The 11,247-nt window shown below is 63.4% G+C and carries 11 protein-coding genes; 7 read left to right on the forward strand and 4 right to left on the reverse strand.

Features of this window, described 5'->3' with window-relative positions:
- Positions 1–397: 397 nt before the first annotated feature.
- On the forward strand, positions 398–1,060 hold the full coding sequence (locus tag B5V03_RS00455; RefSeq protein ID WP_129267325.1) for a hypothetical protein: 663 nt from the start codon (positions 398–400) through the stop codon (positions 1,058–1,060).
- Positions 1,061–1,194: 134 nt separating this feature from the next.
- On the opposite strand, the gene B5V03_RS00460 is transcribed toward B5V03_RS00455, so the two are convergent.
- A complete protein-coding gene (locus B5V03_RS00460; RefSeq protein ID WP_129267326.1) occupies positions 1,195–1,953 on the reverse strand; it encodes an SDR family NAD(P)-dependent oxidoreductase in 759 nt (252 codons plus the stop codon).
- Between the two features lie 165 nt (positions 1,954–2,118).
- Here B5V03_RS00460 and B5V03_RS00465 point away from each other — a divergent pair, with 165 nt between their 5' ends.
- From B5V03_RS00465 to B5V03_RS00490, 6 genes are read left to right on the forward strand one after another with little or no spacing between them, the layout of a single operon-like run.
- The gene (locus tag B5V03_RS00465; protein ID WP_129267327.1) at positions 2,119–3,378 is read left to right on the forward strand and encodes an extracellular solute-binding protein; all 1,260 of its coding nucleotides are present in this window, start codon (positions 2,119–2,121) and stop codon (positions 3,376–3,378) included.
- A gap of 2 nt (positions 3,379–3,380) precedes the next feature.
- Positions 3,381–4,322, forward strand: coding sequence for a carbohydrate ABC transporter permease (locus tag B5V03_RS00470; protein WP_129267657.1), 942 nt, complete (start codon positions 3,381–3,383; stop codon positions 4,320–4,322).
- Positions 4,315–5,163, forward strand: a complete 849-nt coding sequence (locus B5V03_RS00475; RefSeq protein ID WP_129267328.1) for a carbohydrate ABC transporter permease — start codon at positions 4,315–4,317, stop codon at positions 5,161–5,163. The genes B5V03_RS00470 and B5V03_RS00475 overlap by 8 nt, the downstream gene beginning before the upstream one ends.
- A 22-nt stretch (positions 5,164–5,185) precedes the next feature.
- On the forward strand, positions 5,186–6,283 hold the full coding sequence (locus tag B5V03_RS00480; RefSeq protein ID WP_129267329.1) for a Gfo/Idh/MocA family protein: 1,098 nt from the start codon (positions 5,186–5,188) through the stop codon (positions 6,281–6,283).
- Between the two features lie 10 nt (positions 6,284–6,293).
- Positions 6,294–6,938 carry a ThuA domain-containing protein gene (locus tag B5V03_RS00485; RefSeq protein ID WP_129267330.1) on the forward strand — a complete coding sequence of 215 codons (645 nt, stop codon included), beginning with the start codon at positions 6,294–6,296 and terminating at the stop codon, positions 6,936–6,938.
- Positions 6,935–7,984, forward strand: a complete 1,050-nt coding sequence (locus B5V03_RS00490) for a LacI family DNA-binding transcriptional regulator (RefSeq protein WP_129267331.1) — start codon at positions 6,935–6,937, stop codon at positions 7,982–7,984. The genes B5V03_RS00485 and B5V03_RS00490 overlap by 4 nt, the downstream gene beginning before the upstream one ends.
- Before the next feature lie 164 nt (positions 7,985–8,148).
- Here the strand turns inward: B5V03_RS00490 and B5V03_RS00495 are convergent, their stop codons facing one another.
- From B5V03_RS00495 to B5V03_RS00505, 3 genes are read right to left on the reverse strand one after another with little or no spacing between them, the layout of a single operon-like run.
- Positions 8,149–8,775 (reverse strand): FMN-dependent NADH-azoreductase, encoded by a 627-nt coding sequence (locus B5V03_RS00495; protein ID WP_129267332.1) that lies wholly within the window; start codon positions 8,773–8,775, stop codon positions 8,149–8,151.
- Positions 8,776–8,778: 3 nt separating this feature from the next.
- On the reverse strand, positions 8,779–10,356 hold the full coding sequence (locus tag B5V03_RS00500) for an isochorismatase family protein (RefSeq protein ID WP_129267333.1): 1,578 nt from the start codon (positions 10,354–10,356) through the stop codon (positions 8,779–8,781).
- A 21-nt stretch (positions 10,357–10,377) separates the two neighbouring features.
- Positions 10,378–11,226 (reverse strand): N-acyl homoserine lactonase family protein, encoded by an 849-nt coding sequence (locus B5V03_RS00505; protein ID WP_129267334.1) that lies wholly within the window; start codon positions 11,224–11,226, stop codon positions 10,378–10,380.
- Positions 11,227–11,247: the final 21 nt, after the last annotated feature.

Genomic DNA, 11,247 nt, shown 5'->3' on the forward strand with positions numbered 1-11,247 from the left:
GTGCTGAGCTCGTGAGCCGCTGCTGGGAGCGCACACAGGGCGGATGATGCGGCGGCGGACAACACCCTCAACAACGCCCAACGCACCACTACGTCTCCGCCCGACAACCAGTTTCAGCAAAACCACCCTATAGTGAGTGAGTATGACGATCTGGCAACAATATCATACTAGCGCCCGACGGCAACCGAGAGGCCATTGAGTGCCGGAATCGCAATAGGTCGTGGAAACATCAAAGAGGTTGTCGCTACTTCGCACAGGTGTCACATCGGTGGCCGATAAGCCTTGCTTCCCTTGGCCCTGTGCTCGCCGAGCCCCGCTTGCCGCGAACACAGGCCGCCGGCTTTTCCCGACGAAGAGTCCTCTGCGCGTTGCTGTGAACTGACCGATGACGAGGGACATGAGAGCGCAGCACAAGGCGAGGCGGGAAATATTGGCGCGGTTCGCGTTCGTGCCGGCGCTTCTGCTCGGCGTTTCCGCCTCGGCGCTTCCAGCGGATTTCTCGGACGTCGACGTCCCAGGCTTCACCGAGCCGGGGTCCAGCCGCCCATTTGGGGAGTCTCCTGCGACGATGGCGCCGGCGGATCCCGCGGCGCCATCGCGGTCTCCCGTCAATCGGGAGGCGATGCGCGGCAATCCGCTCTGGACAGTTCCGCTTGCTGTGCTGTCGGACACGAACGAACGGCCGATCTTCTCGGCCTCGCGGCGGCGGCCGCCGCCGCCAGAGCTTGCGGCGGCTCCCTTGAAGGCGCCGCCAATGCCGCCGAGCCCGCCGCCGGTTGAGCTGCGGCTCGTGTTGGTCGGGACGGTTGTCGGCAGCGATCAGAGTGTCGGAATTTTTGTCCACGAGACAAGCAAGGCTACGCTGCGGCTGAAGCTCGACGACGATTATCAAGGCTGGAAGCTCAGCTCTGTGAATCGCCGCGAGGTGACGATGGTGCGCGCCGAGCGGACCGAGACGCTGACATTCCCAAAAGCAGGCGGAGCCACGCCCGCGACAGGAACGGCGGTTGCGGAAAGTGCTGTGAAGCACGGCAGCTCGCACACCGCTCAATATGACTGACGAGTCAGCTCCCGGAAAAGGTCGGCGTACGGTTACGGAAGGCGTTGTCGAGCGAATGCCCCGCGCGCCGGATCGCATTGCTCTGGCACATCGCGGCGCTGCGATGGTCGGGTGACCATATGTGGCACCGCATCTCAGACCCAGCCGCCATCGACGACGTAATGCTGAGCGGTGCAGGCGGAGGCCTCGTCGGAAGCGAGGAAGACGGTGAACTTCGCGACTTCGTCCGGCACCAGCCTGCGCTTCAGGCACTGTCGCTGCTGCAGTTCGATTTCGCCCGCTGGCGTCATCCATTTCTCGAGCTGCCGCTCGGTCATGATCCAGCCCGGCGCGATCGCGTTGACGCGGATATTGTAGGGACCGTAATCGCGCGCCAGAGAGCGCGTCAGCCCGATCACGCCTGATTTGCTGGCGGTGTAGGCGGCCATGCCGCCTTGTCCGGCGATCCACGACACCGAGCCGAAATTGATGATGGCGCCGGCATTCGCGGCCTTCATGTCCGGCAGCACGGCCTGCGACGCAAAGAACTGGTGCTTCAGGTTCACCGCGATGCGGTCGTCCCAATATTCCGGCGTCATATCCTCGGTCTTGTGCCGTTCGTCATGCGCAGCGTTGTTGATCAGGATGTTGATCGCGCCGTGCCCCATGCGTGCCTCGACTACGCCGGCGCGTAGCGCGGGGATGTCGGTCAGGTCGACCTGCTGGAAATGCGCAGCCAGTCCCTGCTCGGACAGCTCACATGCCAGGCGTTGGCCTTCGTCGACCTTGATGTCGAAGAACACGACCTTGGATTTCTGCTCCGCGAAGCGCCGCACGATTGCAGCGCCAATTCCCGCTGCACCTCCGGTAACGAGCACGACCTTGCCGGCGAGGTCGGAATAGATGGCAGCCATGGGCACCTCTCAGTTCTGTTGCGGGCGAGGCGACGGGCCGCCCAACTCTTTTCCAGACCTTAGCCACTCCTCCCGTGAGGTGCATAGATCAGAATTTAAGTTGCGTACCTCAAAAATCGAGAGCAGGATTGCAGCCAAAGAATAAAAGCCGGTTGGGAGGATGTGATGAGACTGCTCGGGAAGCTGGGACTCGCCGCTGCCGCATGCCTGCTTGGCACCAACGTCGCTGCAGCCGATACCACGGTGAAATGGCTGCACATCGAGGCCAATTCGGCCCAGGTGAAAATCTGGGAGGAGGTTGCGCGCGCCTATGAGACGTCGCATCCGGGAGTGAAGGTCGAGATGCAGTTCCTTGAGAACGAGGCCTACAAGGCCAAGCTGCCGACCATCCTGCAATCCAGGGACCGGCCGAACATCATCTACAGCTGGGCCGGCGGCGTCCTGAAGACACAGATCGAGGCCGGCGTGCTCGACGACATCACTGATCAAGTGAAGGGCTATAGCGACAGCCTCACGCCGGCGGCGCTTGCCGCGTTCACCAGCAATGGCCGCGTCTATGGCCTGCCCACCGCGCTGTCGCAGGTTGGGTTCCTCTGCAACAAGGAGTTGATGGCCAAGGCGAAGGTTGATCCTGCCGCGATCAAGAGCTGGGACGATCTGCTCGCCGGGGTGAAGTCGCTGAAAGCGGCGGGCGTCACGCCGATCGTGGTCGGCGGCGCGGACAAATGGCCGCTGCACTTCTACTGGACCCATCTTGCGGTACGCATCGGCGGCAAGGCGGCATTCGATGCGGCGCTGCGCGGCGAGAATGGCGGCTTCGCCGGCGAGACCTTCCAGAAATCCGGCGAACTGTTCAAGCAACTCGTTGATCTCCAGCCGTTCCAGAACGGTTTTCTCGGCTTCAAGAATCCACAGGCCGTCGGCTATTTCGGCGACGGCAAGGCGGCGATGACGCTCGCGATCAGCACCGTCTATCATTTGCAGCGCGCGCTCGCCGCCGACAAGGTTGGACTGAGCGAAGACAAGATCTGCTGGTTCGATTTTCCGGTCGTATCCGGCGGCAAGGGCGTGCCGACCGATACGCTCGGCGGCATCACCGGCTGGCTGATCACCAAGGGCTCGCCGAAGGAGGCGGTCGATTTCCTGAAGTACTTCGTCTCGAAGGACGTGCAGACGCGGCTTGCGGCGGGCAATTTCGTTATTCCGGTGGTGCAGGGCGCGGACGCGGGCCTCAACAATTCCTTCATGAAGCTGATCGCGGCCAATCTCGCGAAGTCGAACTATCACCAGAACTTCTATGACCAGAGCCTCGGCCCCTCCGTCGGTCGCGTCGTCAACGACGTCACTGCGGAGATCGCCGGTGGCAGTATGAGCCCGCAGGATGCTGCCAAGGCGATCCAGGCGGCATGGAAGCAGGGCAATTGACGGTGGCGCGGCGGATCGCAATCGTGTCGGCGATGGGCGTTGCCGGCGAGACGGTCCCGCAGGTCGCAGTCCGCGGCCCGAGCTGGGATGGCCGCTTCACGGTCCTGATCCTGTTCCTGCCGCCGGCGCTGCTGTTGTTCACGCTGTTCGTGGTGCTGCCGATCGGCGAGGCCGCCTGGTACTCGGCCTTCAACTGGAACGGGTTCGGCAGGCCGACCAACTGGATCGGCTTCGACAATTACCGCTTCGTGCTGGAGACACGCGCCTTCTGGCTCGCGCTGCGCAACAATGGGCTGATCATCGCGGTCTCGCTCGCGATCCAGCTGCCACTTGCGCTGACGCTGGCCTTGATGCTCGCCGAGCGCTTTCGCGGGGCGGTGGCGCTGCGCATGCTGTTCTTCATGCCCTATATCCTGGCCGAGATCGCGACCGGGCTGATCTTCAGCTTCGTCTATGACGGCGACTACGGCCTGGTCGCCTCGATCTGGCGTACCTTCGGCGCCGAGCCCCCGCATCTGCTGGCCTCGACCGATACGGCAATGCTGGCCGTCCTGATCGTGATCGTCTGGAAGTACTTCGGTTTCCACATGATGCTGTTCATCGCGGCGCTCCAGGGCCTCGACAAGAGCCTGATCGAAGCCGCGCGCATTGACGGCGCGACGCGTTCGCAAGCCCTGCGACATGTGGTCATCCCCTTGCTCTATCCGACGATCCGGCTCTCCGTGTTCTTCGCCATCGTCGGTTCGCTGCAGCTGTTCGACCTTGTCATGCCGCTGACGCGCGGGGGACCTGCGGATTCCTCCAACACGATGGTGAGCTTCCTCTACAACAACGGCATCTCGCGTATGCGGGTCGGCTACGGCAGCGCCATCGGCGTCATTCTGTTCGTGATCTGCGTGACCTTTGCCTTCACGTACAAGCGATGGTTCATGCGCGATGAGTAGTGCAGAGACCACCCATGCGCCATTCGATCCCGCCGTGTTGTTCAAGACGGCGTTCCTCGCCGTCGTTGCCATCTTCGTGCTGGTACCCTTGCTCGCGACCTTGCTCGGCGGCTTCAAATCGCTCGGCGAATTGCGCGTCAATCCGTTCGGCTGGCCCGCGCACTGGGAGTGGCAGAATTATGCCGACATCCTGTTCTCCGGGCGTTACTGGCAGCTCCTGCGCAACTCGCTGATCATCTCGACGCTCACCGTGACACTGACCCTGATCACAGCCTCGATGGCGGCGTTCACCTTCGCCCATGTCAAGTTCTACGGCTCATCGATGCTGCTGAGCTATTTGACACTCGGCCTGCTGTTTCCGGCAGCGACTGCCGTGCTGCCGTTGTTCATCAAGGTGCGAGATCTCGGGCTGCTTGATACCTATTTTGGCGTAGCTCTGCCGCAGGTGGCTTTCAGCCTCGCGATGAGCGTGCTGCTGCTGCGGCGCTTCTTCAAGGACATTCCTCATGAACTGCTCGAAGCGGCGCTGGTCGACGGCTGCAGCTATATCAAATTCTTCCGCTACGTGACGCTGCCGCTGTCCCGGCCAATCCTGGCGACCGTCGGTACCATCACCTTCGTCAACAGTTGGAACGCCTATCTTCTGCCGCTCGTGATGCTCAACACCGATGCGCTCTATCCCTGGCCGCTCGGTATCATGATTTATCAGGGCGAGTATTCGTCAGAGTGGCACCTGATCCTGGCCTTCATTACGCTGACCATCCTGCCGACGATCATTCTCTTCCTTCTCGCGCAAAAGCACATCGTCGCCGGCCTCACCGCAGGCGCGGTCAAGGGATGAGCGGTACCTCACGGAGATCACAATGAGAAAAGTCGGCATCGGAATCATCGGCTGCGGTGTAATCAGTACCGCCTATCTGAAAGCTGCTCAGCGCTTCCCCGTCATGGAGGTCAAGGCGTTGGCGGACATGCGTAGCGATGTCGCCGAGCGCCAGGGCGCCGCCTTCGGTCTGCCAGCGATGCGGGTAGACCAGCTGCTCAAGCGCGACGACGTCGAGATCGTCATCAATCTCACGGTGCCGCTCGCCCACACCGACGTCAGTCTCGCGGTGCTGAACGCCGGCAAGCATGTCCATTCCGAGAAACCGCTCGGTATCAACGTCACGGAGGCCCGCAAGGTGATGGAGCTCGCCGCGCAGAAGAGCCTTCGCGTCGGCTGCGCGCCGGACACGTTCCTCGGCGGTGGGCACCAGACCGCGCGCAAGCTGATCGACGACGGTGCGATCGGCACGCCCGTAGCGGGCAGCGCCTTCTTCGGCTGCCCTGGTCACGAGCGCTGGCATCCGGCGCCCGGCTTCTACTATCTGCGCGGCGGTGGGCCGATGCTTGACATGGGCCCGTACTACATCACCGATCTCGTGCAGCTGCTCGGCCCGGTCGCGAGCGTGATGGGATCAACCGCACGCCCGAAAACCGAGCGCCTGGTCACCAGCCAGCCGATGAATGGCACCTTGATCCCGGTCGAGGTCTCGACCCATGTGGCGGGCACGCTGGAATTCGAGAGCGGGGCAGTCGTCTCGATCGCGATGAGCTTTGATGTCCCGAAGCACCGGCACGCGGCGATCGAGATCTATGGCGACAAGGGCAGCATGCTGGTACCGGACCCGAACCGCTTCGGTGGCGAGGTGCAAGTCGCGAAGACCGGCGGCGAGTGGGAGGCGGTGCCGTTGACGCACGGTCATGTCGAAGGCGAGTTCCGTTCCATTGGTGTCGCCGACATGGCTTCTGCCATCCTGAACAACCGGCCGCATCGCGCCAGCGGCGCGCTCGCCTGCCATGTGCTGGAGGTGATGGAGGCGTTCCAGACCTCCGCCGACGAAGGACGGCGCGTCAAGATCGAGAACCGCGTCGAGCGGCCGGCGATGCTGCCGGCCGGACGTGAAACCGGGCAGATCGACTGAGGGAATGACTATGCGCAAGGCAATGATTGTATGGGGTGGTTGGCCGGGACATGACCCCGATCTCTGTGCCTCGATGATCCGCGGCTGGCTGAAGGCGGAAGGTTTTGAGGTGCGGATCGAGACCACGACGGCTGCCTTTGCCGATCCTGCGATCCATGATCTCTCGTTGATCATTCCGATCTACACGATGGCAAAGATCGAGAAGGCGGAAGCGCTCAATCTCTGCGCGGCGGTGCGTAGCGGCGTCGGGCTTGCCGGCCATCATGGTGGCATGTGCGATGCTTTTCGCGATTCCGTCGACTACCAGTTTTTGTGCGGCGGGCAGTGGGTCGCACATCCCGGCAACATCATCGACTACAAGGTCGACTTGACGAAGCCGGATGATCCCATCATTCAGGGCCTGAAGAGTTTCGAGCATCGTTCCGAGCAATATTACATGCATGTTGACCCCGCCAACGAGGTGCTGGCGACGACGACCTTCACCGGCGAGCATGCATCCTGGATCGATGGCGTGGTGATGCCGGTGGTCTGGAAGAAGCGATACGGTGCGGGCAGGGTGTTCTATTCCTCGCTCGGCCACCGCGCCTACGAGCTCGACGTGCCCGAGATCCGAACGTTGATGACCCGCGGCATGCTGTGGGCGGCGCGCGAATGACGGCTGGCGCGACGCAGTCGTCGGTCCGCGCCACGCTCGAGGACGTCGCGCGTGCGGCCGGCGTTTCGCTCGCCACCGTCGATCGCGTCGTCAACCGGCGCGAGGGCGTGCGCGCCAAGACCGTCGCGCGTGTCGAGGCCGCCGTCGCCAAACTCGGCTACGTTGCGGACGTGGCGGCCGCCCGGCTCGCACGCGGGCAGAGTTTTCGTTTTGCCTTCGTGCTTCCGACCGGCAGCAACAGCTTCATGACCAACCTGACCGAGCAGGTCCAGCGTACCGCGGAGTGGCTGGCCGGCCAGCGCGGCTTCATCGATATCCTCCATGTCGACGTGTTCGATCCGGATGTGCTTGCCGGCGCGCTGGAAAACCTGTCGCCGGCCTATCAGGGTGTGGCCGTCATCGCGCTCGACCATCCCAGGGTGAGGGCCGCGATCGACGAACTCACCGCCCGCGGGGTCGCCGTAGTGACCCTCGTGTCGGACGCGCCGAGCTCGCGCCGCTTGCACTATGTCGGTATCGACAACCCGGCCGCCGGTCGAACTGCGGCAACGCTGATGGGACGTTTCCTCGCCGGTCGCGAGGGGATGGTTGCCGTGATTGCGGGATCGTTGTCGCTGCGCGATCATAGCGAGCGGCAGTTCGGCTTCCACCAGATCCTGTCCAGCGAGTATTCGAACCTGTGCGCGCTGCCGGTGATCGAAGGCCGCGACGACAGCGAGCGCACGCGTCAGCTCACTGCCGCGCTGCTGGCGCGCCACGCCGATCTCCGCGGCATATATTGCTGCGGCGCCGGAAACCGTGGCATCGCCGATGCGCTTGAAGGCTCGGGCCGCGCGCGCGAGGTGGTCTGGATCACCCATGAGCTGACCCAGCACACGCGGCGTTTCCTGGTCCGCGGCACGCTCGATGCGATCATCAATCAGGATCCCGGCCACGAGGCACGGTCTGCCGCGCGCGTCCTGCTCGCGCATTGTTCAGGCGAGCCAATCAGCCCCGACCAGGAGCGCATCCGCATCGACATTTTTCTGCGGGACAATCTGCCGTGACTCGCGCTCGCAGGTGATGCGCAGCTTGCTTCGATATATGTCGCGGAGCGCCGCAGCCACGCCGCGTCTTCACGCCAGAGGGGCGGACCTTGGCGAGCAACCCACCCTTCACAGTCGGCCGGACGAGTTGACCAAGATGGTCGCGCGCCGTCCTCAACGGTGCATCAGAAATTCGCTGCCAATGCAGCGAGGTGCTGATGGGCTCTTTCACGGGCAGCCTCGATAGGCTGTTGCGGTCCGGTGGTTGGCCCGATCGGCACGAAACGGACATTGCTGATACCGACAAAACGCAAGATTTCCCGCAGGTAGGGCGTTGCCATGTCGATGCGCCCGCGGTTCATTCCGGTGGCGAAATCGCTGCCGCTGGCGAGGATCACCGTGGTCGGCCGGTCCATCAGCAGCGGGACATATCCGAGTGAAGGGTCGAACCGAAAGGTGAGCCCGGGCTGGACGATCACATCGAACCATTGCTTGAGCTTGTAGGGAATGCTGAAGTTCCACATCGGCGTCGAGATCAGCACGCGATCGGCCAGCGAGAAACGCAGCGCCATCCGCTCGGCCTCGGCAAAGCTGTCGCGCTGCGCGTCGTTGAAGGCCTGCGCCTTCATGCGCGCATATTTGGCCTCGACGATGGGACCAACGAATTCCGGCATTCGCTCGTGCCAGAGATCCACGATGTCGATATCCCAGTCCGGATGGGCCCACCGAAATCCGTCAAGAAAGACGCGCGCGCCTGCGCTCGACTCCGAGTCGGCGCGCGGCGAGCAGGAGAGGTGCAAAAGTTTGGCCACTGCTCATCCCAGCGCTCTGATGACGGCATCGGCACGGGTGACGATTGCGACATTCTGCATGGCAAAATTGATCGATGCCGAGTGCCAGTCGGTATTCATGGTCGAGCAGCAGTCCTCCGGCACGATCATGAAATAACCCTTGTCGGCGCCGGTGCGTGCGGTGTGCTCGACCGACATGTTGGTCCAGGCGCCCGTGTTGATGATCATGTCGCGGCCGGTCGCCTTGAGGATGGTTTCCAGCCGCGTACCTTCCCAGGCGCTCATCCGCATCTTCTCGACGACGAAGTCGCCGGGGCGCGGCTCCAACCCTGAGACCGGCGCAGCACCCCAGCTTCCACGCACCATCGCCTTGCTGTCGACCAGCCCCTCGAACAGCGGCGCGTTCAGCGTCACGCCGGGCGCGCCTGGCTCGACCACGAACCAGACGTGGATGATGGCGACGCCGCGCGCCCGAGCGGCCTCGGAGAGGCGGCGGACATTTTCCACGACATGCTGTTGCTTCGCATGGCCAGGTGCGCCGGAATCGGCGAAAGCGCCGCCGTCCATGATGACGTCGTTCTGAAGATCCTGGATGATCATGGCGCAGCGGTTGGGATCGAGTCGCATCTCACCGTCGGCGAGGATAGGGGCTGCAGCGGCGGGGCCCGCGCTCGTGGCCCCGCCGCTGCTGCGCCGGCCGCTCATATAGGGCTCGTGGCGCGGTCCGGCCTTGGTCGGGATGGCATAGACCGAATGCGTCGAGGTCAGATAGAGCGTGCGGAAATCCGGTCCGCCCCAGGCGAGGTTCGCGACCATCTCGGGCACGCGGACTTTTCCGAGCAGCTCCCCGCGCGGCGAATAGACCCAGACGCCGCCGGGCGCAGTCACCCAGACGTTGCCATGCTGGTCGCACTTCATGCCGTCGGGCAGGCCCGGCTCCAGCTCGGAGCGGATGCCACTCGCGAACACGCGCGCGTTCGACAGTGTGCCGTCGGCATTGACGTCGAACACACGAACCTGCGCCTGCACCGTGTCATTGACATAGAGCAGCTTCTCGTCGGGTGAGAAGCACAGCCCGTTCGGCTGATCGAACAGATTGCGGTCCACGACGAGCTTCGGCTCACTGCCGGGCACCACGCGATAGACGCCCTGGAAGCCGAGCTGCCGCGGTCGCTCGACGCCATAGACCGGCATCCGTCCGTACCAGGGGTCCGAGAAATAGATCGCGCCCGAGGAGTGCACGCAGACGTCATTGGGGCTGTTGAGCTCCTGTCCCCCGAAGTGCGAGACCAGCACCTCGCGCCGCCCGTCCGGCCGCTCGCGGATCAGCGACGAGGTCGCGTGCTCGCAGACGATCAGATTGAGCTCGGCGTCATAGGTCATGCCGTTGCACTTGTTCGACGGGCGCTTGACCTCGGCGACGCCGCGCCGCGCATCCCAGCGCCGGCGGACGTCGGCTGGCATGTCCGAGAACAGGAGGTAGTGATCGACTGGATGCCAGATCGGGCCTTCCGTGAAGTCAAAACCCGTGCCGACCTGCGCGACCGGCGCGTAGGGGTCGATCAAGGTCTCGAATTCAGAGCGCAAAGTGACGTGCGTCATCGGTTGATTCCTAGGATCATCTCAAGCCGGGAACCAGTTGCGTGCGGGCAGGGACTGCACGATGGGGCCGGGGACCTGGTCATGCAGCCGCCCCACGACATTGCCGCCTTCGATCTTGGCGGGGCGGTCGTGCACCGGCAGCAGATAGCGCGAGTTGCTGAGCAGCTTCTTGATCGAAGCCTTCTCCGCGCGCTTGCTGGTGCCGTGGTTGCCCGTGGTGCGCGGCTCCCAGTCATGGATCTCGTTGAAGGGCGTGACGATCTGATCGTTGAAGTCGTAGATGACGTCGCCGCAGATGGTTGCTATGCCGTCGGCGGTTTCGACGATGATGTTCATCGAGCCTTCGGTGTGGGCGTTGGCGGCGTCGCAATAAACCCCGGGCATCAGCTCGATCGGGCCGGTGATTTCCAGGTCGAGGAAGCGCAGCGCGCTCTTGGTGTGCAGGCGGTCGATCAGGTGCTTGATGTCGGGCGCCGGATATTGCGGATGCATAAGGCCGGAGACGGAATATTCGAGCTCCTTGCGGTTGAGAACGACGGTCGTGTTCATCGGGAACAGATCGTCCTTGCCGGCGTGGTCGATGTGGAGATGGGTGTGACAGACGAAGCGAACGTCGCCCATGCGCACGCCGTGACGGGCGAGCTGGTTCTCGATCATGTGCTCGTGGTATTGCAGCCCGCGCATGCCCAGCGTCTCCATGATCTGGTTGGAGCGATAGCCGGTGTCGACAACGACCGGATACTTGCCGCCGAGGATCAAAAAGCCCAGCGTGAGGACGCGGCGCGTGCGGCCGCAATCGCGGCCGAGAACCAGAAAGCTCGATTCCAGCTCGATATCGCCATAGTCCAGGATCTTGATCTCCAGCGCCATTCGTTGCCCTCCCTGTTGTTT

The sequence above is a fragment of the Bradyrhizobium betae genome (genome assembly GCF_004123905.1).
Taxonomy (GTDB): domain Bacteria; phylum Pseudomonadota; class Alphaproteobacteria; order Rhizobiales; family Xanthobacteraceae; genus Bradyrhizobium; species Bradyrhizobium betae_A.

Coding starts and splice junctions, on each gene's coding strand:
- B5V03_RS00455 (WP_129267325.1), top strand. CDS start 398: ATGAGAGCGCAGCACAAGGCGAGGCGGGAAATATTGGCGCGGTTCGCG.
- B5V03_RS00460 (WP_129267326.1), bottom strand. CDS start 1,953: ATGGCTGCCATCTATTCCGACCTCGCCGGCAAGGTCGTGCTCGTTACC.
- B5V03_RS00465 (WP_129267327.1), top strand. CDS start 2,119: ATGAGACTGCTCGGGAAGCTGGGACTCGCCGCTGCCGCATGCCTGCTT.
- B5V03_RS00475 (WP_129267328.1), top strand. CDS start 4,315: ATGAGTAGTGCAGAGACCACCCATGCGCCATTCGATCCCGCCGTGTTG.
- B5V03_RS00480 (WP_129267329.1), top strand. CDS start 5,186: ATGAGAAAAGTCGGCATCGGAATCATCGGCTGCGGTGTAATCAGTACC.
- B5V03_RS00485 (WP_129267330.1), top strand. CDS start 6,294: ATGCGCAAGGCAATGATTGTATGGGGTGGTTGGCCGGGACATGACCCC.
- B5V03_RS00490 (WP_129267331.1), top strand. CDS start 6,935: ATGACGGCTGGCGCGACGCAGTCGTCGGTCCGCGCCACGCTCGAGGAC.
- B5V03_RS00500 (WP_129267333.1), bottom strand. CDS start 10,356: ATGACGCACGTCACTTTGCGCTCTGAATTCGAGACCTTGATCGACCCC.
- B5V03_RS00505 (WP_129267334.1), bottom strand. CDS start 11,226: ATGGCGCTGGAGATCAAGATCCTGGACTATGGCGATATCGAGCTGGAA.